The organism is Thermobifida halotolerans, from assembly GCF_003574835.2.
In the GTDB taxonomy this organism is placed as follows: Bacteria; Actinomycetota; Actinomycetes; order Streptosporangiales; family Streptosporangiaceae; genus Thermobifida; species Thermobifida halotolerans.
Genome location: NZ_CP063196.1, coordinates 3,578,153 through 3,604,807, shown reverse-complemented (window position 1 = coordinate 3,604,807; position 26,655 = coordinate 3,578,153). Strand labels below are relative to the sequence as shown.

The 26,655-nt window shown below is 72.8% G+C and carries 22 protein-coding genes and 1 pseudogene; 17 read left to right on the top strand and 6 right to left on the bottom strand.

The features are described from left to right. The 5 genes from tsaB (at nt 1) to NI17_RS16050 (ending at nt 2,794) form a co-directional block, all read left to right on the top strand. Nucleotides 1–696, top strand: a complete 696-nt coding sequence (gene tsaB / locus NI17_RS16070; RefSeq protein WP_068688355.1) for a tRNA (adenosine(37)-N6)-threonylcarbamoyltransferase complex dimerization subunit type 1 TsaB — start codon at nt 1–3, stop codon at nt 694–696. Next, entirely contained in the window at nt 693–1,151 is a 459-nt protein-coding gene (gene rimI / locus NI17_RS16065) for a ribosomal protein S18-alanine N-acetyltransferase (protein WP_068688357.1), read from the top strand. The genes tsaB and rimI overlap by 4 nt, the downstream gene beginning before the upstream one ends. Then, complete coding sequence (gene tsaD, locus NI17_RS16060; protein ID WP_068688359.1) at nt 1,148–2,185, top strand: tRNA (adenosine(37)-N6)-threonylcarbamoyltransferase complex transferase subunit TsaD; 1,038 nt, start codon at nt 1,148–1,150, stop codon at nt 2,183–2,185. Before rimI ends, tsaD begins: the two co-directional genes overlap by 4 nt. 75 nt (nt 2,186–2,260) lie before the next feature. Next, nucleotides 2,261–2,440: a BrnT family toxin gene (locus NI17_RS16055; protein WP_068688361.1), complete on the top strand. Its 180-nt coding sequence runs from the start codon at nt 2,261–2,263 to the stop codon at nt 2,438–2,440. Nucleotides 2,441–2,614: 174 nt separating this feature from the next. Further along, a complete protein-coding gene (locus NI17_RS16050) occupies nt 2,615–2,794 on the top strand; it encodes a hypothetical protein (RefSeq protein WP_068688363.1) in 180 nt (59 codons plus the stop codon). A 101-nt stretch (nt 2,795–2,895) separates the two neighbouring features. Here the strand turns inward: NI17_RS16050 and NI17_RS16045 are convergent, their stop codons facing one another. Further along, nucleotides 2,896–5,094: an apolipoprotein A-IV repeat region-like domain-containing protein gene (locus NI17_RS16045; RefSeq protein ID WP_243597524.1), complete on the bottom strand. Its 2,199-nt coding sequence runs from the start codon at nt 5,092–5,094 to the stop codon at nt 2,896–2,898. Nucleotides 5,095–5,444: 350 nt separating this feature from the next. After that, nucleotides 5,445–6,710, bottom strand: coding sequence for a class I SAM-dependent methyltransferase (locus NI17_RS16040; protein WP_068688365.1), 1,266 nt, complete (start codon nt 6,708–6,710; stop codon nt 5,445–5,447). A gap of 193 nt (nt 6,711–6,903) precedes the next feature. On the opposite strand from NI17_RS16040, the gene groES reads away from it, so the two are divergent. From groES to galE, 10 genes and pseudogenes are all read left to right on the top strand, one after another. Next, nucleotides 6,904–7,215 (top strand): co-chaperone GroES, encoded by a 312-nt coding sequence (groES, locus tag NI17_RS16035; RefSeq protein WP_068688367.1) that lies wholly within the window; start codon nt 6,904–6,906, stop codon nt 7,213–7,215. Nucleotides 7,216–7,351: 136 nt separating this feature from the next. Next, complete coding sequence (gene groL / locus NI17_RS16030) at nt 7,352–8,971, top strand: chaperonin GroEL (protein ID WP_068688369.1); 1,620 nt, start codon at nt 7,352–7,354, stop codon at nt 8,969–8,971. Between the two features lie 164 nt (nt 8,972–9,135). After that, nucleotides 9,136–9,759: a sigma-70 family RNA polymerase sigma factor gene (locus tag NI17_RS16025; RefSeq protein WP_119267678.1), complete on the top strand. Its 624-nt coding sequence runs from the start codon at nt 9,136–9,138 to the stop codon at nt 9,757–9,759. A 112-nt stretch (nt 9,760–9,871) separates the two neighbouring features. Further along, nucleotides 9,872–11,374: an IMP dehydrogenase gene (guaB, locus tag NI17_RS16020; protein WP_068688466.1), complete on the top strand. Its 1,503-nt coding sequence runs from the start codon at nt 9,872–9,874 to the stop codon at nt 11,372–11,374. 182 nt (nt 11,375–11,556) lie between these two features. Then, nucleotides 11,557–12,669, top strand: a complete 1,113-nt coding sequence (locus tag NI17_RS16015) for a GuaB3 family IMP dehydrogenase-related protein (protein WP_119267677.1) — start codon at nt 11,557–11,559, stop codon at nt 12,667–12,669. A 221-nt stretch (nt 12,670–12,890) separates the two neighbouring features. Continuing rightward, nucleotides 12,891–13,757 (top strand): lytic transglycosylase domain-containing protein, encoded by an 867-nt coding sequence (locus NI17_RS16010; protein ID WP_234401670.1) that lies wholly within the window; start codon nt 12,891–12,893, stop codon nt 13,755–13,757. 178 nt (nt 13,758–13,935) lie between these two features. Then, complete coding sequence (locus NI17_RS16005) at nt 13,936–15,657, top strand: glycerol-3-phosphate dehydrogenase/oxidase (RefSeq protein WP_119267676.1); 1,722 nt, start codon at nt 13,936–13,938, stop codon at nt 15,655–15,657. Between the two features lie 35 nt (nt 15,658–15,692). Continuing rightward, a pseudogene (locus NI17_RS16000) lies at nt 15,693–16,973 on the top strand (AAA family ATPase); the annotation flags it as partial. 151 nt (nt 16,974–17,124) lie between these two features. Continuing rightward, nucleotides 17,125–18,018, top strand: coding sequence for a DUF4097 family beta strand repeat-containing protein (locus NI17_RS15995; protein ID WP_068688375.1), 894 nt, complete (start codon nt 17,125–17,127; stop codon nt 18,016–18,018). Nucleotides 18,019–18,082: 64 nt separating this feature from the next. Then, entirely contained in the window at nt 18,083–19,096 is a 1,014-nt protein-coding gene (galE, locus tag NI17_RS15990) for a UDP-glucose 4-epimerase GalE (RefSeq protein ID WP_068688377.1), read from the top strand. 59 nt (nt 19,097–19,155) lie between these two features. On the opposite strand, the gene NI17_RS15985 is transcribed toward galE, so the two are convergent. Further along, entirely contained in the window at nt 19,156–20,442 is a 1,287-nt protein-coding gene (locus NI17_RS15985) for an FAD-dependent oxidoreductase (RefSeq protein ID WP_068688379.1), read from the bottom strand. A 142-nt stretch (nt 20,443–20,584) separates the two neighbouring features. Between NI17_RS15985 and NI17_RS15980 the strand changes: the two genes are divergently transcribed. Both NI17_RS15980 and guaA read left to right on the top strand, forming a co-directional pair. Next, a complete protein-coding gene (locus NI17_RS15980) occupies nt 20,585–22,162 on the top strand; it encodes a succinic semialdehyde dehydrogenase (RefSeq protein WP_068688381.1) in 1,578 nt (525 codons plus the stop codon). Between the two features lie 179 nt (nt 22,163–22,341). Further along, nucleotides 22,342–23,928, top strand: coding sequence for a glutamine-hydrolyzing GMP synthase (guaA, locus tag NI17_RS15975; protein ID WP_068688383.1), 1,587 nt, complete (start codon nt 22,342–22,344; stop codon nt 23,926–23,928). 74 nt (nt 23,929–24,002) lie between these two features. Here the strand turns inward: guaA and NI17_RS15970 are convergent, their stop codons facing one another. The 3 genes from NI17_RS15970 to NI17_RS15960 form a co-directional block, all read right to left on the bottom strand. Continuing rightward, nucleotides 24,003–24,470: a hypothetical protein gene (locus NI17_RS15970; RefSeq protein ID WP_068688385.1), complete on the bottom strand. Its 468-nt coding sequence runs from the start codon at nt 24,468–24,470 to the stop codon at nt 24,003–24,005. Between the two features lie 204 nt (nt 24,471–24,674). Beyond that, nucleotides 24,675–25,445 carry a hypothetical protein gene (locus NI17_RS15965; RefSeq protein ID WP_234401671.1) on the bottom strand — a complete coding sequence of 257 codons (771 nt, stop codon included), beginning with the start codon at nt 25,443–25,445 and terminating at the stop codon, nt 24,675–24,677. 362 nt (nt 25,446–25,807) lie between these two features. After that, on the bottom strand, nt 25,808–26,647 hold the full coding sequence (locus NI17_RS15960) for an FAD binding domain-containing protein (RefSeq protein ID WP_234401672.1): 840 nt from the start codon (nt 26,645–26,647) through the stop codon (nt 25,808–25,810). Between the last annotated feature and the right edge of the window lie 8 nt (nt 26,648–26,655).

Sequence of the window (26,655 nt, the reverse complement as noted above, 5' to 3'; positions counted from 1 at the left end):
GTGCTGCTTCTGGCTTTTGACACCGCCACCCCCGCCGTCACCACGGCACTGTGCGAACCCGGGACCGACGGTGTGCGGGTGCGCGCTGCCCGCTCCTCCGTCGACGCCCGCCGCCACGGCGAACTGCTCGCCCCCCAGATCCGCTCCGTCGTGGCCGCGGCCGACACCGCGCTGACCGACGTCACCCACGTTGCCGTGGGCATCGGCCCGGGACCCTACACGGGGCTGCGCGTGGGCCTGGCCACCGCGCACGCCCTCGCCGAGGCGCTGGGCGTGCCGTGCGTGGGCGTGGCCACCCTGGACGCCCTCGCGTGGGCGTCGGGACGCACCGGACCGTTCGTCGCCGCCACCGACGCCCGCCGCAAAGAGGTGTTCTGGGCGCGCTACGCCGACTCCGCCACCCGGGTCGGTGACATCGCCGTGGACCGGCCCGCCGCCGTCGACCCCGGGGGAGCGCCGGTGATCGGCCACGGGGCGCGGTTGTACGCCGACGTCTTCGGACAGGACCCGGAGGCGGTCGAACCGCTGTACCCGTCGGCCGCCGCGCTCGGTGAACTCGCCGTACGCGCGCTGCTCGACGGCGTCGAACTGCCCGAGCCGCGCCCGCTGTACCTGCGCCGCCCCGACGCCCGGGAGCCGGGCGCGCCCAAGAGGGTGCGCCAGCCCACGGCGGCCGAACTGGAGCGGACCCGATGAGTACCGTGTTGCGCCCGATGACCGCCGACGACGTCGCCGAGGTCATGGCGCTGGAACACGAACTGTTCCCCGACGACGCCTGGACCGAGGGGATGCTGCGCGACGAACTCGCCCAGCCCGACCGCCACTACCTGGTCGCCCGGGACGACGGGGGACGGATCGTCGGATACGCGGGGCTGCGCGCGGTGCCGCCCGAGGGCGATGTGCAGACCATGGCCGTGGCCCCCGACCGGTGGGGGCGCGGCATCGGCCGCACCCTGCTGTCCGCGCTGCTGGACGAGGCGCGCCGCCGCGGGATCAGCGCGGTGTTCCTGGAGGTGCGCTCGGACAACCCGCGCGCCCAGGACCTGTACCGCCGGTTCGGGTTCACCGAGATCGGGGTGCGCCCCGGTTACTACGTCGGCGCCGACGCCGTTGTCATGCGCCGCCTGGAGCCCGTTGAGGAAGAGCGATGACCACTGTCCCTCCCCTGGTCATGGGGATCGAGAGTTCCTGTGACGAGACCGGGGTCGCCTTCGTGCGCGGCTGCGAACTGCTCGCCGACGAGGTGGCCTCCAGCGTCGACCAGCACGCCCGGTTCGGCGGGGTGGTGCCCGAGGTCGCCAGCCGCGCGCACCTGGAGGCGATGACGCCCACCGTGCGCCGGGCCGCCGAACGCGCCGGGGTGCGGCTGTCCGACGTGGACGCGATCGCGGTCACCGCGGGCCCCGGACTGGCCGGGGCGCTGCTCGTGGGCCTGTCGGCGGCCAAGGCCTACGCCCTGGCCCTGGACCGGCCGCTGTACGGGGTCAACCACCTGGTCGGCCACGTCGCCGTGGACCAGTTGGAGCACGGCCCGCTGCCCAAACCGGTGGTGGCCCTGCTGGTCTCCGGCGGGCACACGTCGCTGCTGCTGGTGCGGGACCTGGCCACCGACGTGCACCTGCTCGGCGAGACCGTGGACGACGCCGCGGGCGAGGCCTACGACAAGGTGGCGCGCCTGCTCGACCTGCCCTACCCGGGCGGGCCGCCGATCGACCGCGCGGCCCGCGACGGCGACGGCCGCTCGATCCACTTCCCGCGCGGCAAGTGGGGCGACGGCAGCTACGACTTCTCGTTCTCCGGGTTGAAGACGGCGGTGGCCCGCTGGGTGGAGGACGCCGACCGGGCGGGACGCGCGCTCAGCGTCCCCGACGTGGCCGCGGCCTTCCAGGAGGCGGTCGCCGACGTGCTGACCCGCAAGGCCGTGGACGCCTGCCGGGAGCACGGCGTGGACCACCTGGTGATCAGCGGCGGGGTGGCCGCCAACTCGCGGCTGCGCGCGCTGGCCGAGGAGCGCTGCGCGGCGGCGGGCGTCGAGGTGCGGGTGCCCCGGCCCCGGCTGTGCACCGACAACGGCGCGATGATCGCCGCCCTGGGCGCGGAGGTCGTGGCCGCCGGGCTGCCGCCGTCCCCGCTGGACCTGGCCACCGACACCTCGCTGCCGGTGAGCAGCGTGCTGGCGGGGTGAGGGATTCTCCGGTGTCGCTGTGATCCTCTTCCGTGAGGGAAGGACGAGGCCGATCTCGGCCGTGCGACACGCCGGTTGACCCGTGAGGAGATCGAGCAGGTCCCGTTCAACCCGGATCGGTGGAAGCGCCATCCCGAGATCCACGGTCGTTTCATCGTCTCCTCCTTCACCGACGGAGGAAGGAAGGCGGTGGTGGTGGTCTGCTACGACCAGGAACGGGACAGGGTTCGCCCGATCACGGCGCGGGAGGTGTGATGGCTGAGGGCAAAGACCCGACCGAGGGCATGAGCGAGGCCGAACTCGCGGAGTACCACGACACTCACCGTGGCCTCGCCGACCTCGAAGGGGGCGGGGAAGTCACGGTTGCTCGCAAGCCCAGGCGGAGCGGCCGGTACATCACGTTGTCCATCCGGTTGCCGGACGCGGAAGATGCAGGCGCTGGAAGAGGCCGCGGAGCGGGCCGACATGAGGGTCACCGCTTTTGTGCGGCAGGCCGCTCTGGCGGCCTCGGACGGATCGGGTGCGGTGCTCAACCGCGACCAGCTTCTTCGAGCCATCCGGAACCTGGAGCGGGATCTGGCCGCTGTGCGCAGGGTCGCGGCGGTCTGACACCGCTGCGGTGACAAGGAGCCGGCCTGTGAGCCGGTGAGCAGACGGCAGAGGGGCCGGTCCGCGCGGACCGGCCCCTCGCGCGTGCGTTCCGGCGGGGACTACTCGTCGTCCTCGTCGTCGAACGCGGCGGCGGCGCGCCGCTTCTTGCCGTCGCGGCCGGGGCGCAGCAGGGCCTCGGCCAGGGCGAGCATGGTCTCCTCCAGGGCGGCCAGGCGCTTGGTGATGTCGTCGTGCGACGTCTCCACGGCCTCGCTGATGGTCTCCTCGAACTCGTGCCGGTCGGGACGGGCCCGCAGTTCGCCCAGCAGCGGGTCGAGGCCCTCGTCCAGCTTGCGGCCGAGCGAGTCGAGGCGGTCGCCGTGGTCGATGACCGGGCGCTCCACCAGTTCGCTCAGGCGCCGGTGCAGTTCGCTGACCTCCATGGAGGCGGGGAGCTGGGAGAGGCGCTGGTTGACCGCCTCCAGCCGGTCGTCGATCGCCTCCAGGCGGCCGTCGACCCCCTCGAAGTGGCCGCTGACCCCGTCGAACTTGCCCTCCACACCGGTGACCCGGCCGTCGAGGCCGTCCAGGCGGCCGTTCAGCCCGTCGAGCTTGCCGTCGATGCCCTCGAAGCTGCCGTCGAAGCGGCCCTCGAAGGTGTCGAAGCGGCTGCCGAGGTTGCCCAGCCCGTGCTCGAACCTGCCGCTCAGCGACTCGTGCTGGGTCTCCAGCCTGGTGGTGACGGCGTCCAGGTGGGCGTCGACCCGCTCCGTCAACTCGCGGTCGTGCTGGTCGAGGCGCTCGTGGACGGACGTGCGGTGCTCCTCGAACCGCTCGGCCAGAGCGGTGTGGCGCTCCCCGACGGTCTCGCCGAGGGAACGGACGTGCTCGGCCACGGCGGCGCGCAGTTCCTCGACGCGGGCCGCGACGCGCTCCTCCAGCGCCGCGACGTCCGTCCTGGCCTCGCTCCGCGCCTCCGACAGCGCGGAGGCCAGCTCCGCGACCGCCGCGGTGGTCGCGGAGCGGCCGTCGTCGATCGCCGACCGCAGCGCCTCGGCGGCCTCACCAAGCCGGTTCAGCACCGCCTCGTGCTGCTCGTCGTCGCGCTCGCGCAGCTCCGCGTGCTGGACGCCCAACTGCTCCGACAGCTCCGCGCGGTTCCTGCGCAACTGCTCGCGCATCTCGCCGAGCTGCTCCCCGGTGGCGCCGTCCAGCTTCGCGACCGCGCTGGTGACGTCGGCGATCGCGGCCGTGGCCTCGGCGTGGTTCTCGTCGGCCTGCGTGGTCAGGAACTCCACGCTCTGGGAGAGCGTGCCGCTCAGCGCGGTGTGCTGCTCGTCCAGGCGTGCGGTGAGCGTTTCGCGCTGTTCGTCCAGGGCGGTGGTGAGTGCGGTGTGGCGTTCGGCGGCTTCCCGGTTGAGGGAGGTGGTGGTGTCGGTGATGCGCTGTTCGAGCTGGGTGCGGGTCTCGCCGAGGGCGGTGTGCTGCTCGTCCAGGCGTGCGGTGAGCGTTTCGCGCTGTTCGTCCAGGGCGGTGGTGAGCGCGGTGTGGCGTTCGGCGGCTTCCCGGTTGAGGGAGGTGGTGGTGTCGGTGATGCGCTGTTCGAGCTGGGTGCGGGTCTCGCCGAGGGCGGTGTGCTGCTCGTCCAGGCGTGCGGTGAGGGCTTCGCGCTGTTCGTCCAGGGCGGTGGTGAGCGCGGTGTGGTCGGCCACGGCCAGTTCACGGGCGGTGTCGAAGCGGCGCTCCAGGCGCTCCCCGACGGACTCCACGGCGTTCTCCAGGGTCGCGGCCCGGGTGCTCAGCGACTCGATGGCCTCGTCGATGCGGGACAGGCGCAGGTCGACGGCACCGGCCAGGCTCTCCAGCCGCTCGGTGAGGGCGGTGGTCTGGTCCGCGGTGCGCGCGGCGGTGTCGGAGAGCTCCGCGAGACGGCTCAGCGCGGTCTCCAGAGCGCCGGCGAGCCCGGTGACGTCCGAGCGCAGCGGAGCCATCTCCGACAGCGGCCTGACCCGTACGCCCACCTGCTCGATGTGCTCCGCGAGCGTCTCGGCCCACTCGGGGGGACGGGTGGACAGTTCGTCGACGCTGGACTTGACCGTGGTGATGTTCTCGGACAGTGCGGCCAGTTCCCGTTCACGGAACTCGCGCAGCAGCCACTCCATGCCCTCAAGCCGCTGACGCATCTCCTCGGTGATCGCGCCCTGCGATTTCTGCTCCGAGAGATGCTCCTGGGCAGCCCGGGAGAGCAGCTCCCGCATGCGATCAGAGATCCCGGCCTGACCTCCCCCGTTGAGGAAGTTGTGGTTGGTCTGTTCCACCGAGGTGCTCCTTTGGATATGGCGCTTCCCCGTCCTTTCGGCGACTTCGGACGGGGAGTCCCCGCGCGGTCCGGCGGTCTCCGCGGCGCTGCCGCGGAGACCCACCGACGTGGCGGTACGAAACCGCTCTCCTACGGTGGGTAGGCGACAACACCGTTGCGGGAAGCCCGCACGAACGGGCCGAAAAGCGCCCGCCGTACCGGTCGCGGGTCGAGGGGGGAAACATTCAGCGCGGCCAGTCTAACGACATGGCGGCCGTTGTCCCATGAGACGGCGAAAGAACCGTACGTACCGTTATGCGCGGCGCCGCGGCCTGACGGGAGCGCGGCCGGAGGACCGCGGCGCGCGGCTCACCCCGCCTCCTCGGAGCCGACCTCGGCGCACAGCAGGCAGTAGGGCCGGGAGCCGATGCGGGTGAGCACGACCACCGCCGACTCCGGACCGGCCAGCCTCAGGTCGCGGCGGAGCCGCTGCACGTCGACCGCCGAACCGCGCTTCTTGACCGTCACCGTCCCCACGCCCCGCTCCCGCAGCGCGGCCCGGAGGCGCTTCAGGGAGAAGGGCATGACCTCGCGCACCTCGTAGACCCGGCACAGCGGGGTGCGCACCAGGGAGTCGGAGGTGATGTAGGCGATCGCGGGGTCGAGGAGCGCGCCGTCCACGGCCGCCGCGGCCTCGGCCACCAGGTGCGAGCGGACCACCGCGCCGTCGGGCTCGTACAGGTAGCGCAGCGGTTCGGACACCGGGGGCGCGCCGAGGCCGCGACCGGTCAGCGTGGTGGTCTCCACCTCGCCGGAACCGGTGCGGGTCCGCAGGAGCGTGGCCCGCCGGGACGGCGTTCCGGTCCCGGTGAACGCCCCGAACCACAGCGCGGTCTCCTTGACCTCCCAGTCCACCGAGACCCACTCGGCCGCCACGCCGTCGGGGATCGACTCGTGGGGCAGGCCCGGTGCGGCCTTGACGCATCCGGCGGGAGCGCGCCGGGCCAGTTCCACGACCGTGTCCCAGGAGGGGGAGTAGGCGCGCGGATCGAAGACCCGTCCGCGCCGTCCGCGCCGGGCGGGGTCGCAGAACACCGCCGAGTACTCCGCCGCGCGGATCTCGGTGGCGTCGCCGAGCCGTACCCGGGCCCGCTCCGACAGCCCCGCCGCCCCGATGTTGGCCTCGGCGACGGCGGCGGTGAGCGGGTCCAGGTCCACGCCCTCCACCGCGAGCCCCGCACCGGCCAGCGCGAGCAGGTCGGCGCCGATCCCGCAGCACAGGTCGGCCACCGGCGCGGCGTCCGGGGCGGCCAGTTCGGCGAAGCGGCGCGCCCGGTGGGCCGCGACCGGCGCACGGGTGGCCTGCTCCAGGCCGTCGGGGGTGAAGAAGAGGCGGTCGGCGAGCGGTCCGAACTTCTCCTCGGCCCGCATGCGCAGCCGCGTCTGGGTCAGGACCATGTTGACCAGGTCGGTGGCCGCGTCGCGGCGCATGCCCGACAGCGCCGGATGCCGGCGCAGCCGCTCCGCGGCCTTCAGCGGGTCGGCCGCGGACTCGCCCGGGGAGACGTCTTCGAGCAGGCGGCGCCCCACCGGTGTCAGAAGCGCGTGAAACCCTGCGAGCTGCCTGTTCGTCACCTTCGCGTTCCCCTGTGACCTGTTGTTTGACGACCCGGATGTACCTGACTACTGTTTCGTATTGGCACTCTCAAGGGTAGAGTGCTAACCGCGACGAGGTTGGTCTGGCACCCGCGACGGCAGGCCGCCGTGGTCGTCCCTTTTGTCTGCATGCCATTCATTGTTCAGAAATTCTGAAGGGGGAGGTCACACCGTGTCGACCGCCACCAAGACCGTGCTCAAGCCGCTGGAGGACCGCGTCGTCGTCCAGCCTCTGGAGGCCGAGCAGACCACCGCGTCCGGCCTGGTCATCCCGGACACCGCCAAGGAGAAGCCGCAGGAGGGCAGGGTCCTGGCCGTGGGCCCGGGCCGCTGGGACGACGAGGGCGACAAGCGCATCCCGCTGGACGTCAAGGAGGGCGACGTCGTCCTCTACAGCAAGTACGGCGGCACCGAGGTCAAGTACGACGGTGAGGAGTACCTCGTCCTCTCCGCTCGCGACCTGCTCGCGATCGTCGAGAAGTAAGCCCCGGAACATCCTTCCGAGCAAGGTTTGACTGCGCGCGGGCGGGTACCCCCGCCCGCGCGCTTTCCGTGTCGCCGCGCCGTGTCCGGCGGCACGGCTCGTTCGCCGCAGTCGATCTGTACAACCCGAGGAACCAATGCCCAAGATCCTGGAATTCAAGGACGACGCGCGGCGCTCCCTGGAGCGCGGTGTGGACCACCTGGCCAACGCGGTCAAGGTGACGCTCGGCCCCAAGGGCCGCAACGTGGTCATCGACAAGAAGTTCGGGGCCCCGACCATCACCAACGACGGTGTCACCGTCGCGCGTGAGGTCGAACTGGACGACCCCTACGAGAACCTGGGCGCCCAGCTCGTCAAGGAGGTCGCCACCAAGACCAACGACGCCGCGGGCGACGGCACCACCACCGCCACCGTGCTCGCCCAGGCGCTGGTCCGCGAGGGCCTGCGCAGCGTCGCCGCGGGTGCCTCCCCCACCCTGCTGAAGAAGGGGATCGACGCCGCCGCGCGCGCCGTCGCCGACACCCTGGTCTCCCAGGCCCGCGAGATCGGCGAGCGCGCCGACATCGCCTACGTGGCCACCAACTCCGCCCAGGACCGGCAGATCGGCGAGCTCATCGCCGAGGCGTTCGACAAGGTCGGCAAGGACGGCGTCATCACCGTCGAGGAGTCGCAGACCTTCGGCATGGACCTGGAGTTCACCGAGGGCCTGCAGTTCGACAAGGGCTACATCTCGCCCTACTTCGTCACCGACGGGGACCGCCAGGAGGCGGTGCTGGAGGACGCCCTGGTCCTGATCCACCAGGGCAAGATCAGCAACCTCAACGAACTGCTGCCGCTGCTGGAGAAGGTCCTCCAGGCCAAGAAGCCGCTGCTCATCATCGCCGAGGACATCGAGGGCGACGCGCTGGGCGCGCTCGTGCTCAACAAGATCCGCGGCACGCTCAGCGTCGCCGCGGTCAAGGCGCCCGGCTTCGGCGAGCGCCGCAAGGCCATGCTCCAGGACATCGCGGTCCTCACCGGCGGCCAGGTCATCGCCGAGGAGGTCGGCCTCAGCCTGGAGACCGCCGAGCTCGACGTGCTCGGCAGCGCCCGCCGCATCACCGTCACCAAGGACGCCACCACCATCGTGGACGGCGGCGGCGAGCAGACCGAGGTCAACGACCGCATCACCCAGATCCGCAAGGAGATCGAGGTCAGCGACTCCGACTGGGACCGCGAGAAGCTCCAGGAGCGCCTGGCCAAGCTCGCGGGCGGTGTCTGCGTGCTGCGCGTGGGCGCGGCCACCGAGGTCGAGCTCAAGGAGAAGAAGCACCGCCTCGAGGACGCCATCTCCGCGACCCGCGCGGCCGTGGAGGAGGGCATCATCGCCGGCGGCGGCTCCTCCCTGGTGCACGCCGCCAAGTCCCTGGACGGCGACCTCGGCCTGACCGGTGACGAGGCCACCGGCGTCGGGATCGTGCGCCGCGCCCTGGTGGAGCCCGCGCGCTGGATCGCGGTCAACGCCGGCGCCGAGGGCTACGTCGTCACCGCCAAGATCGCCGAGATGGCGCCCGGCCAGGGCTACAACGCGTCGACCGGCGAGTACGGCGACCTGGCCGCGCAGGGCATCATCGACCCGGTCAAGGTCACCCGGTCGGCCGTGCAGAACGCCGCGTCCATCGCCGGAATGCTGCTGACCACCGAGGCGCTGGTCGTCGACAAGCCCGAGGAGGAGGAAGCCGCCGCGGGCGGTCACGGTCACGGCCACGGCCACTGATTCCGGCGCCCTCCGCTTCGGCGGGGCAGCGGACGCCTACCACGCGTGTCCCGGGTGTAGGCCCGGGACACGCGTGGGGCCACGCGAGAATAGTCCCGAATGTAACCATTCTGTTGCCCGGAATCGTGACGAGTGAGTCTTCGCCAGTGGGCATCATTCGATATGTGAGGGATCTACGCGTCGCGGGGGGCACGCTCGCGCGGAGGTACGCCGCCCGCCCGCGGGCGGACGACGCAGAGCTCAACCACCTGACCTCGCTGGCGGCCCAGGGGGACGACGGCGCGGTGGACTCGCTGATCCGCGAGGTCCGTCCCATGGTGGTGCGCTACTGCCGTGCCCGACTGTCCCGCGTCTCCGGTTACGCCCACTACTCCGACGATGTGGCCCAGGAGGTCTGCATCGCCCTGCTGTCCGCGCTCCCGCGCTACCGGGACATGGGGCGCCCGTTCGCGTCCTTCGTGTTCGGGATCGCGGCGCACAAGGTCGCCGACGCCCTGCGCGGCTGCACCCGCGCGGACGTGCCCACCGACTCGGTGCCCGACTGTCCCGACGAGGCCCCCGGACCCGAGGAGTCGGCCGTGCGCATCGTCGAGGCCGAACAGGCCAGGGAACTGCTCAGCGAACTCCCCGAGCAGCAGCGTCGGCTGCTGTCCATGCGGGTGATCGCGGGACTCTCCGCGGACGAGACCGGGCACGTCCTGGGGATGTCGCCCGGAGCCGTCCGGGTCGCCCAGCACCGCGCCCTGGCCCGGCTGCGGCGGGTCGCCACGGCCAACCGCCTGCGCTGACCGCCCCACCGGACCTGCGGCTGTGAGCGGCCCGACGCCGTCCACCGGCCACGGCGGGTGGTCGACGCACCCTAGGATGAGCAGGGAAGCTGCCGCGCGGTTGGAAGGTGTCATGTCGCTCAACCCAACAGGGGGCCGGGGGGATTTCGAGAAGGTGCTCGCCCCCGGGCTCACCTACGACGATGTCCTGCTGGTGCCTGCCTACTCCGATCTTCAGCCCGGCGAGGCGGACACCACCACCCGACTCACCCGCAACATCACCCTGCGCATCCCGCTGGTCTCCGCGGCGATGGACACCGTGACCGAGTCGCGGATGGCCGTGGCCATCGCGCGCCAGGGCGGGGCCGGAGTCCTGCACCGCAACCTCTCCGTCGAGGACCAGGCCGCCCAGGTCGACCTGGTCAAGCGCTCCGAGGCCGGGATGGTCACCCACCCGGTGACCTGCGCTCCCGACGACACCCTCGCCGACGTCGAACGGCTCAGCGCGCACTACCGGATCTCCGGCGCCCCGGTCGTCGACTCCGGCGGGCGCCTCGTCGGCATCGTCACCAACCGGGACATGCGCTTCGAGGACGACCGCACCCGCCCGGTCCGCGACGTCATGACCCCGATGCCGCTGGTGACCGCACCGGTGGGCGTCTCCAGGGACGAGGCGTTCGCGCTGCTGCGCGACAACAAGATCGAGAAGCTTCCGCTGGTCGACGAGCAGGGACGGCTGCGCGGCCTGATCACGGTCAAGGACTTCACCAAGAGCGAGCAGTTCCCCGAGGCCACCAAGGACTCCGAGGGACGTCTCGTCGTGGGCGCCGCGGTCGGCGTCGGATCCGAGGCCGAACGGCGCGCCCGGGCCCTGGTGGAGGCCGGGGTGGACTTCCTCGTGGTGGACACCGCCCACGGCCACTCCGCCGGTGTGCTGGAGATGATCGCCAAGCTCAAGGCCAACACCCGGGTCGACGTCATCGGCGGCAACATCGCCACCCGCGCGGCGGCCAAGGCCCTCGTCGACGCCGGAGCCGACGCGGTCAAGGTGGGCGTGGGACCGGGATCCATCTGCACCACCCGGGTGGTCGCGGGCGTGGGCGCGCCGCAGGTCACCGCGGTCCTCGAAGCGGCCAAGGCGGCCGGTCCGGCGGGCGTGCCGGTCATCGCCGACGGGGGACTGCAGTACTCCGGCGACATCGCCAAGGCCGTCGTCGCGGGCGCCAGCGCGGTGATGGTCGGCAGCCTGCTGGCCGGTGTCGAGGAGAGCCCCGGAGAGCTCGTCTTCGTCAACGGAAAGCAGTACAAGACCTACCGGGGCATGGGGTCGCTCGGCGCGATGCGCGGCCGCTCCTACTCCAAGGACCGCTACTCCCAGGCCGACGTGGCCACCGAGGACAAGCTCGTTCCCGAGGGCATCGAGGGCCGCGTCCCCTACCGGGGGCCGCTGTCCACGGTGGCCCACCAGCTCGTCGGGGGACTGCGCCAGTCCATGTGGTACGCGGGCGTGCGCACCCTGGACGAGCTGCGCGAACGCGGCCAGTTGATGCAGATCACCTCGGCCGGTCTCAAGGAGAGCCACCCGCACGACATCCAGATGACGGTCGAGGCGCCGAACTACCAGGCGCGCAACTGACCGCCCGCTCCCCGTCCCCGTTCCCGCGCCGGGCGGGCGGCGGGAGACGGGCGGCCCGCCCGCCCGGCGGTAGACTCGCGGCCGGTGGTCATCGCCGGTCGACCGCATCGGTGCTCCGGCCCTGACCGAAACCCCCGCCGCCGTGCGGGGCGGCTCCACGGACTGCAGAGGAGATCACAGCGTTGGCTCAGGTTGAGATCGGGCTGGGCAAGGCCGGACGGCGGGCGTACGAGCTCGACGAGATCGGGATCGTGCCCGCACGACGCACCCGAGACCCCGAAGAGGTCTCCATCGCGTGGCAGATCGACGCCTACCGGTTCGACACGCCGCTGATGGTGAGTCCCATGGACAGCGTGGTCTCGCCGAAGACCGCCGTGGCCGTCGGAGAGCTGGGCGGACTGGGGGTGCTCGATCTCGAGGGGCTGTGGACCCGCTACGAGGACCCCGAACCGCTGCTCGCCGAGATCCGGGAACTCGACGACGACACGGCCACCCGCAGGCTCCAGGAGATCTACGCCGAGCCGATCAGGGAGGAACTGATCGGCCGCCGCATCGAGGAGGTCCGCCGGGCCGGTGTGGTCACCGCCGCGCGCCTGTCCCCGCAGCGCACCGCCCAGTACCACAAGGCCGTGATCGACGCCGGTGTGGACATCTTCGTCATCCGCGGCACGACGGTCTCGGCCGAGCACGTCTCGGGCCGCGCCGAACCGCTCAACCTCAAGCAGTTCATCTACGACCTCGACGTCCCCGTGGTGGTCGGGGGCTGCGCCACCTACACCGCGGCCCTGCACCTGATGCGCACCGGCGCGGCGGGCGTACTCGTCGGCTTCGGCGGCGGCTCGGGACACACCACCCGCAGCGTGCTCGGGGTGGCGGTGCCCATGGCCAGCGCGATCGGCGACGTCGCGGCGGCCCGCCGCGACTACCTGGACGAGTCCGGCGGCCGGTACGTCCACGTCATCGCCGACGGCGGCATGACGCGCAGCGGCGACATCGCCAAGGCGCTGGCGTGCGGCGCGGACGCCGTCATGGTCGGCTCCCCGCTGGCGCGCGCGGCCGAGGCCCCCGGGGGCGGCTACCACTGGGGCAGCGAGGCGCACCACCACGAACTGCCCCGGGGCGAGCGCGTGGACGTCGGCACGATCGGCACCCTGGAGGCGATCCTGCACGGCCCGGCCTCCACCAGCGACGGGTCGATGAACCTCATGGGCGCACTGCGCCGCACCATGGCGACCGCCGGGTACACCGAACTGAAGGAGTTCCAGCGGGTCGAGGTCGTGGTGGCGCCGAACTGAGCGGGCGGTCGAGCCGCGAGGGCCCGTGGTCCGGTGACATCCCGTGACGCCCCCGTCCCCTCCGGGACGGGGGCGTCACGGCGTTCGGAAACTTCGCCGCCGCGAGGCGGATCCTCACGAACCGCCGTATTTTCTCCCCGCGCCCCACTGTCCAGGAGCCGTGTGGTCGAGTAGTTTTCTCCTCTGGTTTTCCGTATGTCTGGCAGAGAGTGGGGGTTCTGGTGACCGAAACGCTCCCCGACGCCCCAGGGGAACCGGATTCCGGCGAGGCGTCCGGCGTCCCGTCCGCGCGGCGTTCGCTGCTCGCCGCGGGAGTCGCGGTGGCCGCGGTGATGGGTGTCAGCGGCGGAATCCTCGGTGTGGTGGTGTTCACCGCCGACTCGGCGGCGCCCCCGGGGCTGCCGCCCGGGCCCGGTGAACCGGGCGGCGCCGTCGAGACCATGGCCGGACCGGACGCCGGGGCCTCCGCGGCCGCCGGGACGCTCGCGGACGCCCGACCGCTGCCGTCCCAGAACCCGGCGGCCGACCCGGGCATCAACCCGGAATGGCTGGACCGGGTCTCGTCCGCCACCGGGATTCCCCACCGCGCGCTCCAGGCGTACGCCACCGCGCAACTGCGGCTCGTGGAGGAGCAGCCGGACTGCCAGGTCTCCTGGCCCACCCTCGCCGCGATCGGCGAGGTGGAGTCCAAGCACGGCACCCACACGGGCGGAGAGATCGCCGCCGACGGCGTCACCACGGTCCGGGTGATCGGCATCCCGCTCAACGGCTCCGGCGGCACCGCGGCCATCCGCGACACCGACGGGGGAGTGCTCGACGGCGACACCGAGTGGGACCGGGCGGTCGGTCCCATGCAGTTCATCCCCACCACGTGGGAGATCTGGGGGACCTCCGCCGACGGCGGGGAGCCCGACCCCCACGACATCGACGACGCCGCCCTCAGCGCGGCCCGCTACCTGTGCGCGGACGGCCGCGTGCTGACCACCTCGCAGGGCTGGTGGGAGGCCATCCTCTCCTACAACCGGTCGCAGCGGTACGGCGAGGAGGTCCTCGGCATCGCCGACGACTACGTCAACGCCGTGGACTGACCGCCTCCGTGTGGGGTACAGGACTGTGGCGAACGTCCGGTATAGCCTGAAGCGCGGGACAGACCGTACGGAAAGCCACCCGCTCCACGTACCGCGCGACGCGCGGCTCCCCGCGAGAGGAGGGAAGCGGCGTCCTCGCGCTCGCCCGCGACCCGGGGACGAGGACACCGCGAACCTGATGACGGCAGCACGGTTGGGACCAGGAGAACGGGACGCCGCCCTCGGCCACATGGCCGACAAAGAACTCGACGTGCTGGTCGTCGGCGGCGGAATCGTCGGCGCGGGCATCGCGCTGGACGCGGTGTCGCGCGGCCTCTCGGTGGGGCTCGTCGAGGCCCGCGACTTCGCGTCGGGAACCTCCAGCAGGTCCAGCAAACTGATCCACGGCGGCCTGCGCTACCTGGAGCGGTTGGACTTCGGACTGGTCCGCGAGGCGCTGACCGAGCGGGGACTGCTCCTCGGCCGCATCGCCCCCCACCTGGTGCGCCCGGTCCCGTTCCTCCTCCCGCTGGGCAGGCACTGGGAGCGGCCCTACATCGGCGCGGGCGTCACCCTCTACGACACGCTCGCCCTGGCCTCCACGCACACCCGCGGACTGCCCGGCCACCGGCACCTCACCCGGGGCGGGGCGCTGCGGATCTTCCCGGCGCTGCGCCGCGACGCGCTGGTGGGAGCCGTCCGCTACTGGGACGCCCAGGTCGACGACGCCCGCTACGTGGTGACGGTGCTGCGCACGGCCGCCACCTACGGCGCGCACGTCGCCTCGCGGGCCCAGGCCGTGGGCTTTCTGCGCGAGGGCGAGCACGTCACCGGTGCGCGGGTGGTCGACCTGGAGACCGGCCGGGAGATCAGGGTCCGCGCCAGGCAGGTGGTCAACGCCGCCGGGGTGTGGACCGACGACATCCAGCAGATGGTGGGCGGACGCGGCCAGATCCACGTGCGCGCCTCCAAGGGCGTGCACCTGGTGGTGCCCCGCGACCGCATCCAGGCGTCGTCGGGGCTGATCCTGCGCACCGAGAAGAGCGTGCTGTTCGTCATCCCGTGGGGACGGCACTGGATCATCGGCACCACCGACACCGCGTGGGACCTGGACAAGGCACACCCCGCGGCCAGCCGGACCGACATCGACTACGTGCTCGACCGCGTCAACGCGGTCCTGAAAACCCCGCTGACCAGGGACGATGTCGAAGGCGTGTACGCGGGGCTGCGTCCGCTGCTGTCGGGGGAGTCCGACGAGACCTCCCAACTGTCCCGTGAGCACACAGTGGCGCACCCGGTGCCCGGACTGGTGCTCATCGCCGGCGGCAAGTACACCACCTACCGCGTCATGGCCAAGGACGCGGTGGACGCCGTCGCGCACGGCCTCGGCGGGGGAGTGCCCGAGTCGGTGACCGACCGGCTGCCGCTGGTCGGCGCCGACGGCTACGCCGCCCTGTGGAACCAGCGCCGCACCCTGGCCCGCCGGGCGGGCGTCCACGTCTCCCGGATCCAGCACCTGCTGCGCCGCTACGGTTCCCTCATCGACGAGGTGCTGGACCTCGTCGCCGGGCAGCCCGACCTGAGGGAGCCGCTGACCGGAGCCGACGACTACCTGCGCGCCGAGGTCGTCCACGCCGTCCGCTACGAGGGCGCCCGCCACCTCGACGACGTGCTGAGCCGCCGCACCCACGTCGCCATCGAGACCTGGGACCGCGGTCTGGCCGCGGCCGAGGAGGCCGCCCGCCTGATGGCCGGCCCGCTCGGCTGGAGCGGTGAGCAGCTCGGCCGCGAGGTCGCCTACTACCGCAAGCGCATCGAGGCCGAGCGCGCCGCCCAGGAGCGGGACAGCGACCACGAGGCCGACGCCGTCCAGCACGGCGCCCCCGACATCGTGCCCCAGGCAGCGGTGGCGCGGCTCTGAGCGCCGCCCGGCCCGACCGACGGAGGGAGGCGGACGTGGCACGACCACGTGTCCTCGACATCCCCGCCCTGTCCCTGGTGCTGCTCGTCGGCGTGTCGGGGGCGGGCAAGTCCAGCTTCGCCGCCCGCCACTTCGCCCCCACCCAGGTGGTCAGCTCCGACCGCTGCCGGGCGATGGTCAGCGACGACGAGAACGACCAGTCCGCCACCGACGACGCCTTCGACCTGCTGCACTCCATCGTCGCCAAGCGGCTGCGGCGCGGCCTGCTCACCGTGGTCGACGCCACCAACCTCCAGCAGTACTCCCGCCAGCGGCTGCGGCGGATCGCCAGGGACCACGACGTGCCGTGCGTCGCGGTCGTCCTGGACGTACCGCACGACCTGGTCCGGGAGCGCACACAGAACCGGGCCGACCGCGTCCTCGGCGGTGACGTCACCACCCGGCAGTTGCGCGACCTGCGGCACACGCTCCGCAACCTGGACCGGGAGGGGTTCCGCCGCGTCCACGTGCTGCGCGACCCGGAGGAGGTCGCCGCCGCGGTGGTGCGGACCGAGCGCCTGCCCAGCGACCGCACCGACCTGCGCGGCCCCTTCGACATCGTCGGTGACGTGCACGGCTGCCGCGCCGAACTGGAGGCGCTGCTCACCGAACTCGGGTACCGGCTGAGCCGCGACGGGCGGGGACGGCCGACCGGCGCCCACCACCCCGGCCGCACCGCGGTGTTCGTCGGTGACCTGGTGGACCGGGGACCCGACTCCCCGGGAGTGCTGCGCCTGGTCATGGGCATGGTCGCGGACGGGGACGCGTTGTGCGTGTCGGGCAACCACGAGAACCGGCTCGTGCGGGCCCTGCGCGGCAGGGCCACGCGGACCGCGCACGGCCTGAAGGAGACCCTGGAGCAGCTCGCCGCCGAACCCGAGGAGTTCCGCGCCCGGGTCCTCGACTTCTGCGCGGGCCTGGAGAGCCACTACGTCCTGGACGGCGGGAACCTCGTCGTGGCGCACGCCGGGCTCAAGGAGGCCTACCAGGGCCGGGACTCCGGCCGGGTGCGCGCCTTCGCGCTGTACGGCGAGACCACCGGAGAGGTCGACGCCTACGGGCTGCCCGTGCGCCTGCCCTGGGCCAGGGACTACCGGGGGCGGGCCACGGTCGTCTACGGACACGTGCCCGGCACCCGCGCCGAGTGGGTCAACAACACCCTCTGCGTGGACACCGGCTGCGTGTTCGGCGGGCGGCTCACCGCGCTGCGCCATCCCGAACGGGAGATCGTCGACGTGCCCGCCGAACGGGTCTGGTACGAGCCGTCGCGGCCGCTGGACGCGCCCCCCTAGCACGGGGGAGCGGGGCCCACCGGTCGGGGTGGTGGTGGCACCACCCCGGTCTTCCTGGTAGCGCTCTCGATCGGTCCGGTCGTCCGGTGGGAGGATCGGCACGGACCCGAACGGGCGACCAGACAGGGGGCATGGGGTGATCCGGACAGCACGGACCGCGTGGGCGGGAGGCGCCGTCGTCGCGGCACTGGCACTCACCGGGTGCGGGATCGACGTGGAGTTCTCGGGGAACCTCACCGAGGAGACCCGCACCGACTCCTACGCGCGGGCCGACGTGCTCGAACTGAGCAACCGGGACGGCTCCACCACGATCGTGGGGGGTGACGTCTCCGAGATCGAGGTGGAGCGCGTCCTGCGCTACTCCGGCGACACGCCGCCCGAGGAGAGGATCACCGAGCAGGACGGGACCCTCACGATCACCGCCGAGGGCTGCGGCGACCGGATCAGCATGGGCATCGCGTGGTGCGACATCGACTACACCGTCACCGTGCCCCGGGGGACGGCCGTCTCGGTGGAGAGCGTCGACGGCGCCGTCGACGTCGACGGCACCGAGGGGGAGGCGACCGTCACCTCCTCCGACGGCGAGGTCACCGTGACCGGAGCGGTGGAGCGGCTCGACGTGACCTCCCGCGACGGGAAGGTGGTCCTCACCGGGGTGGAGGCGGACGCGGTGACCGTCGAGACCTCCGACGGCGGCGTCCGGCTCGACGGCGGAACCGCGGACACGGTCGCCCTCACGGCCCGCGACGGCCGGGTCGAGGTCGCCGGAACGGTGTTCGACGAACTGGACGTCGACGGCAAGGACGGAGCGGTCGACGTCGCCGTCGGCGGCGTGTTCTCCAGCATCGACGTGGTCACCAGGGACGGAGGCGCCACGGTGGTCACACCGCGCGACGGCGGCCCGTACGCGGTGGCCGCCTCCGCCGCCGACGGCTCCGTCGACGTGACGGTCCCGCAGGACGACGACGCCGAGTCCGCCATCACCGTCACCACCACCGACGGGTCGGTCACCGTCGAGGAGGAGGGGTGACCGCACCTATGCTGGTGGGGCCGCACCGTCACTGCGGCCCTCCACGCGAATCCGGGTGTGACCAATGAACGTACTGCTCACCGGCGGAGCCGGCTACATCGGAACGCACATCGCCGTCGAGCTGCTGGACAGCGGCCACGGGGTGGTCGTCGTCGACAACCTGAGCAACAGCAGGGCGGAGGCGATCCGCAGGGTGGAGCGCATCACCGGCCGCCCGGTCCCCCGCTACGTGGGAGACTGCGCCGACCGGGAGCTGCTGGAGCGGGTCTTCGCCGAGCACCGGATCGACGCGGCCGTCCACTGCGCCGGGCTGAAGGCGGTGGGCGAGTCCACGGAGCGTCCGCTGCTGTACTACCGGAACAACCTCGACGCCCTGCTGACCCTGTGCGAGACCATGGACGCCCACGGGGCGCGCTCCCTGGTGTTCAGTTCCTCGGCGACCGTCTACGGCGACCCCGAGCAGGTGCCCATCGGCGAGGACGCGCCGCTGGGCGCCACCAACCCCTACGGGGCCACCAAGCTGTTCGGTGAGCGCGTCCTCGCCGACCTGGCGAAGGCCGCGCCCGACTGGCGGATCATCGCGCTGCGCTACTTCAACCCGGTGGGCGCCCACCCCAGCGGCCTCATCGGGGAGGACCCCAACGGCGTGCCCAACAACCTCTTCCCCTACATCGCGCAGGTCGCGGCGGGACGCCGGGAGAAGGTCCTCGTCTACGGCGACGACTACGACACTCCCGACGGCACCGGTGTGCGCGACTACCTGCACGTGGTGGACCTGGCGCGGGGGCACGTGGCCGCCCTGGAACGGCTGGGCGACGCCTACGGCATGCGGGCCTACAACCTCGGCAGCGGCCACGGCACCTCGGTGCTGGAGGCCATCGCCGCGTTCGAGCGGGCCTGCGGCAGGCAGATCCCGCGCCAGGTGGTGGCCCGCCGCCCGGGTGACATCGCGGTCTGCTACGCCGACCCCTCGGCCGCCAACCGGGAGCTGGGCTGGAAGACCACCCACACCCTGGACGAGGCGTGCGCCGACGTGTGGCGCTGGCAGTCGGCCAACCCGAACGGCTTCGGGGACTGACCACTCCACCGGTGATCCCGGCAGCGGCGGGCCAGGGGCGCGGGCCATGCCCCCGTCTGTCAGGATCGTCCGGCTCTCGCCGGTGCCCGCTCCGGGGTGCGGACGTGTTCCGGGCGCAGGCCGTACATCAGCATCCGGCCGAGTGAGGCGCCCACCACCCGGCCCGCCACCCTGCTCCAGGCCCCGTCGGACAGCAGGCGGGAGACCGCGGGGGGAAGGGCGACCTCGCCGTTCAGCGCCCGCTCGACGAGCTGCCGCTGAACGGTGCGCTGGAAGAGCTGGGTGCCCCGGGTGGGCAGCTCCCGGCGGCGGCGCACCCGATCGAGCAGGGCGGGGTTGAGCGTCCTGGCGAAGCGGTCGGGGTCGGCCTGCGCCCGGTACAGCGGGTCGGCCAACTGGTTGGCGGCGGCCACCGCGTCCTGGAGCGCCAGGTTGATGCCCACTCCGCCGATGGGGCTCATGGTGTGCGCGGCGTCGCCGATGCACAGCAGGCCGGGCACCGACCAGCGCGGCAGCCGGTCCAGGCCGACCTCCAGGAACGCCACCCTGTCCCAGTCCAGTTCGGCGATCCGGTCGCCGAGGAACGGCAGCAGCTCCGCGAGGTCGTCGCGGAGCGGGCCGAGTCCGCGGCGCCGCAGTTCCTCGTGGCCGCCCTTGCGCACGAGGTAGCCGATCTGCCAGTAGTCGCCGCGGTCGATGCCCACGGCCATCCCCGTCCGCCCGATCCGACCGGCGAGCCCCTGGGGGTCGCTCTCGACGCGCGGCAGGCGCAGCCACAGCACGTCCATCGGCGCGCCCAGTTGGACCGGGACCAGTCCGGCGGCCTCGCGCAGGGTCGAGCGGCGGCCGTCGGCGGCCACGGTGAGCACCGCCCGGAGCTCGTGCTCGCCGTCGGCGTCGCGGTAGCGCACGCCGCGCACCGCTCCGTCCTCCCCGATCAGGTCGTAGGCGGGGGAGTTCATCAGCAGCCGGAAGGTCGGGTAGCGGGCGGCCCGTTCGGACAGCAGGGTCAAGAAGTCCCACTGGGGAGCCAGCGCGATGCGCTTGTGCGGGCCGGGGATGTCGGCCAGGCGCACGCCCACGACCTGCTGCCCGGACACCTCCAGGGAGAGCTGTTCCACGTCGCGGTGCGGCAGGTCGTCGAAGGTGTCCAGCAGGCCGAGCTCGTCGAGGAGGGTCAGGGTCGAGGGGTGCACGGTGTCGCCGCGGAAGTCGCGCAGGAAGTCGCCGTGCTTCTCCAGCACGGTGACGTCCACTCCCGCGCGGGCGAGCAGCAGGCCGAGCATGATTCCGGCGGGACCTCCGCCGGCGATCGCGCACGTGGTGGAGGTTGGCGGTCGCGTCATTGCGAACTCCTGGAGCCGAGAGAATTCATCACCTGATGAATTAAACCTCCGCGGCTCCCGGGTGTCCAGTCGGCCCGGAGGTGCCGGTTTTTATTACCGACCAGTAGCAATAGGGGGGGGGAGGTCGCCTAAGCTGCCGATCATGGAGACTGTGACGACCAGCACAGCCGCGCGCCCCACGCGACCGGGCGACGGACTGGTTCGACGACTGACCCGACACGTGGTCAGCACCACCGGCGAGACCACCGTCACCACCGCCCCCTTCACCGGAGAACCCCTCGCCGAACTGCCCCGGTCCTCCGCCCGGGACGTGACCGAGGCGTTCCGCCGCGCCCGCGCCGCCCAGCGCGCGTGGGCGGCCCGACCGCCGCGCCAGCGCGTCGGCCCCTTCCTGCGCTTCCACGACCTCGTCCTCGACCGGCAGGCCGAGATCCTGGACATCGTGCAGTGGGAGACCGGCAAGGCCCGAAGACACGCCTTCGAGGAGGTCTGCGACACCGCCCTGGGAACCCTCCACTACGCCCGCAGCGCCCCCCGCACGCTGCGCCCCAGGCGCGTTCCGGGGGCGATCCCGCTGGCCACCCGCACCACCGTGCACCGCCAGCCCAAGGGGGCCGTCAGCGTCGTCACCCCGTGGAACTACCCGCTGACACTGCCCGTCTCCGACGCCGTGCCCGCGCTCCTGGCGGGCAACGCCGTCGTCGCCAAACCCGACACCCAGACCGCGCTCAGCGCGCTGTGGGCCGTCGACCTGCTCGTCGAGGCCGGACTCCCCGAGGACCTGTGGCTCGTCGTCCTGGGCGAACCCGCCGAGATCGGCGACCCGCTGGTGGACGAGGCCGACTACGTGGCCTTCACCGGCTCCTCCGCGAGCGGCGCCCGCATCGCCCAGCGCGCCGCGTCCCGGCTCGTCGGCTGCTCCGCCGAACTCGGCGGCAAGAATCCGATGATCGTGTGCGAGGACGCCGACCTGGACCGGACCGTCCGGGGAGCGGTGCACGCCTGCTTCAGCAACTCCGGACAGCTGTGCGTCTCCATGGAGCGCCTCTACGTGCACGACGCGGTCCACGACGAGTTCGTCGAGAGGTTCGCCGCGGCAGCACGCGACCTGCGGATGGGAGCGGACCTGGACTACACCGCGGACATGGGCTCGCTCACCCACCGGCGCCAGTTCGACCGGGTCGTGGAGCACGTGGAGGACGCCCGCGCCAAGGGCGCCACCGTCCTGGCCGGGGGACGGCCCCGCCCCGACATCGGACCGCTGTTCTACGAACCCACCGTGCTCACCGGCGTCGACCCGTCCATGACGCTGTGCGCCGAGGAGACCTTCGGACCGGTGGTCTCCGTCTACCGGTTCGCCACCGACGACGAGGCGGTCGAACGCGCCAACGACACCCCCTACGGGCTCAACGCCAGCGTGTGGACCCGGGACACGGCCCGCGGACGCCGCGTCGCCGAACGGCTCAGGGCCGGAACGGTCAACATCAACGAGGGCTACGGCGCCGCGTTCGCCAGCTACGGAGCCCCCATGGGCGGCATGAAGCGCTCCGGCCTGGGACGGCGGCACGGCGAGGAGGGCCTGCTGCGCTACACCGAGGCGCAGACCGTCGCCAGCCAGCACCTCGTCGGCCTCGACGGACCTCCCGGCACTCCCGCCGAGACCCTGGCCAGGGCGATGACCACCGGGGCCCGGCTGATGAAGGCGCTGCGCATCCGCTGACCCCGGCCGTCGACCGTGACCTTGTGCACACCGCGGGCGGTTCCCGCGGCCCGCGGGGACGGCAGCCGGGGCGGGGAACCCGTCCCCGCCCCGCGTCCCCGCCCCGCGCCGCCGCCCCGTCGTCCGGCGGCGCACTAGACTGGCGGTAATCCCGTCCCTGTCTGCTGGAAGGCCGTTACGTGTCCGTTGCCGGTGCTCCCGACAGCACGTTCGACACCGTTCTCGTCGTGGACTTCGGCGCGCAGTACGCGCAGTTGATCGCGCGCCGGGTGCGCGAATGCCACGTCTACAGCGAGATCGTGCCCTCGACCATGCCGGTCGAGCGGATGCTCGCCAAGAACCCCAAGGCCATCATCCTGTCCGGTGGCCCCTCCTCGGTCTACGCCGACGGAGCCCCGCAGGCGCCCGAGGGGCTGTTCGAGACCGGAGTGCCCACCTTCGGAATCTGCTACGGCTTCCAGGTCATGGCGCAGGCCCTCGGCGGCACCGTCGCCAGGACCGGACTGTCGGAGTTCGGACGCACCGAGATCGAACTGTCCACCGACAGCGTCCTGTTCCACACCCTGCCGCGGCAGCAGTCGGTGTGGATGTCGCACGGCGACGCCGTGTCCCGGGCGCCCGACGGGTTCCGGGTCACCGGCAGCACCTCGGGCGCGCCCGTGGCCGCGATGGAGGACCCCGGACGCGCGCTCTTCGGCGTCCAGTTCCACCCCGAGGTCCTGCACACCGAGCACGGCCAGGACGTCCTGCGGCACTTCCTGTACGAGGGCGCGGGCTGCCGTCCCACCTGGACCATGGTCAACATCGTCGAGGAGCAGGTCGAACGCGTCCGCGCCCAGATCGGCGGCAAGCGGGTCGTCTGCGGGCTGAGCGGCGGCGTCGACTCCGCCGTGGCCGGAGCGCTCGTGCAGCGGGCCGTCGGCGACCAACTGACCTGCGTCTTCGTCGACCACGGACTGCTGCGCAAGGGCGAGGCCGAACAGGTCGAGAAGGACTTCGTCGCCGCCACCGGCGCCACCCTGAAGGTCGTCGACGCCCAGCAGCGCTTCCTGACCGCCCTCGCCGGAGTCACCGACCCGGAGGCCAAGCGCAAGATCATCGGCCGCGAGTTCATCCGCGTCTTCGAGCAGGCGGCCCGCGAGGTCGTCGCCGAGGCCGGAGACGGTGACGAGGCGGTCGAGTTCCTGGTCCAGGGCACCCTCTACCCCGACGTGGTGGAGTCCGGCGGCGGCACCGGGACCGCCAACATCAAGTCGCACCACAACGTCGGCGGCCTGCCCGACGACCTGCGGTTCACCCTCGTGGAACCGCTGCGGGAGCTGTTCAAGGACGAGGTCCGCCGGGTCGGCGAGGAGCTGGGCCTGCCCGCCGAGATGGTCTGGCGGCAGCCGTTCCCCGGCCCCGGCCTGGCCATCCGCATCATCGGCGAGGTCACCGCCGAGCGCCTGGCGGTCCTGCGCGAGGCCGACGCCATCGCCCGCGAGGAGCTGACCCGCGCCGGACTCGACCGCGACATCTGGCAGTGCCCCGTGGTGCTGCTGGCGGACGTGCGCTCGGTGGGCGTGCAGGGAGACGGCCGCACCTACGGCCACCCGGTCGTGCTGCGCCCGGTCAGCAGCGAGGACGCCATGACCGCCGACTGGTCGCGCGTCCCCTACGACGTGCTCGCGACGATCTCCAACCGCATCACCAACGAGGTCCGCGAGATCAACCGCGTCACCCTCGACATCACCAGCAAGCCGCCGGGCACCATCGAGTGGGAGTGACCTCTCCGACGCGCGCGGGGGCCGTCCCGGTAGGGACGGCCCCCGCGGTCTGTCCGGACGGTGCTGCGAGCGGGTCAGTCCGCCTTCAGCAGGCTGATACTCCCCTCGCCCGCCACGTGGTGGCACTCGCCGACCAGTTCGCCGGGCGCGGCCCCGGTGACCGCGTCCGGATCTCCCCAGACACACCACCAGCCCTCCGGAGGCGCCACGTCGCCGCCGTCCTCCGAGACGGAGGACTCCAGAATGAGCGCCACCTCCTCGCAGCCCAGGTCCGGGGCGTTCACCTCCGGCCGTGCCACGTAGCCCTCGGGCGTGGTGAACAGGTCGCATGACGGCGGGGCGTCCTGCGAAGCGGGCGCCCCGGAGGGGCCGGGGGGCGAGTCGGCGGTGTCCTGACCGCCGGACGCGCCGCCGGAGAAGCAGCCGCCGAGGGCGAGGACGGCGACCGCCGTGGCCGCCGCGGCCGCCCCGCCGCGGCGGAGGGCTCCCGCCGACCGGGAGCCGGCCGGTCGGGGAAGTCTGAACAGCGTGGGGAGAGGCATGTCGTGCTCCCGAGGCGATCCGTCTGTCCGCTCCTCCGACGGGAGCGGAGCGTTCTTCCGCTGCCGCCGTGTGCGGGACGGGACGCGGCCGAGCGGGGTGCGCCCACCGCAACGGAGGCCGTACAGACGGTACCCGCACCCCGGGGCGACGCCCGCCGGGAGGGGCCCGTGCGGCCACCGCCTCCCGGCGGCGGAGGCGGACTCTCAGCCCGCCGCGTCCTCGTAGTCGGCCCGGGTGTAGGTCTCGTACGCCGCGTCCCCGTCGACCAGGCACGACACCTCGAGGAACGCGTCGCGGCCGCCGAGAACCGCGACGGTGACGAAGTCGGTCCTGGCGCTGGTCGGCGGGGAGAGCAGGTAGGTCATCGACGACTCGGCCCCGGACCGCTCCTGGTCGTGGTTGCGGATCTGGATCGGCTCGGCGGGAAACCCGCGCCAGTCGACCTCCCGGCACGCGCGCTCTACCAGCGCCCGCGTGTTCTCCGAGACCAACGCCTCGGCCGGCGCGTTGCAGTAGTCCCGGGTGCGGGAGCACTCCCCCGCCCGGTGCAGGGTGGGTTCCCGGCCGTTGGTCTCCACCGGCTCGAGGCCGCCGGGGCGCGACCCGAACTCCTCACGCAACTCCCCGGTGGTCATCGACCGCACGAACGGGGCATCGGAATCCCCCACCAGCGACACCGCCGCCTGCTCGAAGGAGCCGGGAACCTCCTCCCAGACGAGTTCGAGCACCCGGTCGGCGTTGCCGCGCAGTTCACCGGCGCCGTGGACCCCGTAGACGTGCATCGAGACGTAGACGGTGTGCCGACCGTCGATCTCGCCGACCCCCAGGAACGGCTCCGTCTCGTACTCCGCCTCGATGGAGTCGTGCAGATCGGCGAGGTCGCTGATACGGGTGGGGCGCGAGTCCAGGATGAGGACAACCGCCACCGCGACCACGACGAGCGCGACACCGCCCGCGACGAGCCCGACGACCAACCCGGTGCGGCGCCGCGGCGGAGGCGGTCCGAACCCGGGGGGACCGGGGAACGGGGGAGGCTGCTGGGGGCCGCCCGGATACGGTCCGCCCCCCTGAAGAGGCTGCCCGGGGACACCGGGGTGGGGGCCTCCCCCTGGACGGGCGGCCCGGGCGGGTACTGCCCGGGCGGGGGACCATACTGCGGACCACCCCCGTGGGGGTTGTGCTGCGGCTCCACGCGGCGACTCCAAGAACAGACGGGAGGACGGGCCACACCAGCCTAGAAGACGGCGTCGCCGACGACGGTTCCCCGCCCGGCGGGGCGGTGCGGTCGGTGGACCGGACCCCACCGGGGCGGAGCCGAGCGGGAGAGCGGAGCGGGTCACACCCCCGCGGCGGCGATCAGCGCCCGGCCGGTCAGCACCCGCGCCAGGCGGCGCCGCTGGCCGGTGTCGCCGTCGAGGCCGCCGGGCGGCCCGGCGCCCGAGTCGGCGGCACGGGCAGCCGCGCGCAGCAGGGCGGCTCGGGCGGGAAGCCCGGCGCACGCCGCCTCCACGGCCGAGGCCCGCAGCGGGACCGGCCCCGTGTTGGCCAACGCCACCCTGGCCGCGACGACGCGCCCGTCCAGCAGACGCACCCCGGCAGCGGCACCCGCGACCGCCCACGACCGCGTCCCCCCGCAGAACCGCTCGTAGCAGAACGACCATCCGGGCCACTTCGGCACGCGCAGCCCGGTCAGCACCTCGTTCGGCCCCATCGCGGTGGCCCCCGGGCCGACGAAGAACGCCGAGGCGGGGACGCCGCGCTCGCCGTCGGGACCCGCGACACGGCACTCCGCGCCCAGCACCAGCGCCACCGCGGGCAGGTCCGCGGCCGGGTCGGCGTGCGACAGCGCCCCGCCCAGGGTGCCGCGGCGGCGCACCGCGGGGTCGGCGACCGCCTCCGCCGCCCGCGCGAGCAGCGGACAGTGCGCGCGCACCAGCGGGTCACGGGCCGTCTCGTGGTGGGTGGTCATCGCACCGATCCACAGCGAGGCGCCCTCGTCGCGCACTCCGCGCAACTCCGCCACACCGTCCAGATCCACCAGGACATCGGGGAGGACCCGACGCGACCGCAGCAGCGGCAGCAGGCTCTGACCGCCCGCCAGCACCCGGCCCTCCACACTGCCGTCGAGGGCCTGGACGGCTTCGGTGACGTCGCGTGCCCGGACGTACTCGAACATCGGAGGGA

Bases quoted from the DNA above. Each gene is read 5' to 3' on its own strand.
- groL (WP_068688369.1), top strand. From the start codon at position 7,352: ATGCCCAAGATCCTGGAATTCAAGGACGACGCGCGGCGCTCCCTGGAG.
- NI17_RS16005 (WP_119267676.1), top strand. From the start codon at position 13,936: ATGACGGCAGCACGGTTGGGACCAGGAGAACGGGACGCCGCCCTCGGC.
- NI17_RS15970 (WP_068688385.1), bottom strand. From the start codon at position 24,470: ATGCCTCTCCCCACGCTGTTCAGACTTCCCCGACCGGCCGGCTCCCGG.
- galE (WP_068688377.1), top strand. From the start codon at position 18,083: ATGAACGTACTGCTCACCGGCGGAGCCGGCTACATCGGAACGCACATC.
- rimI (WP_068688357.1), top strand. From the start codon at position 693: ATGAGTACCGTGTTGCGCCCGATGACCGCCGACGACGTCGCCGAGGTC.
- NI17_RS16050 (WP_068688363.1), top strand. From the start codon at position 2,615: ATGCAGGCGCTGGAAGAGGCCGCGGAGCGGGCCGACATGAGGGTCACC.
- NI17_RS15960 (WP_234401672.1), bottom strand. From the start codon at position 26,647: ATGTTCGAGTACGTCCGGGCACGCGACGTCACCGAAGCCGTCCAGGCC.
- NI17_RS15980 (WP_068688381.1), top strand. From the start codon at position 20,585: ATGGAGACTGTGACGACCAGCACAGCCGCGCGCCCCACGCGACCGGGC.
- guaB (WP_068688466.1), top strand. From the start codon at position 9,872: ATGTCGCTCAACCCAACAGGGGGCCGGGGGGATTTCGAGAAGGTGCTC.
- NI17_RS15985 (WP_068688379.1), bottom strand. From the start codon at position 20,442: ATGACGCGACCGCCAACCTCCACCACGTGCGCGATCGCCGGCGGAGGT.
- tsaD (WP_068688359.1), top strand. From the start codon at position 1,148: ATGACCACTGTCCCTCCCCTGGTCATGGGGATCGAGAGTTCCTGTGAC.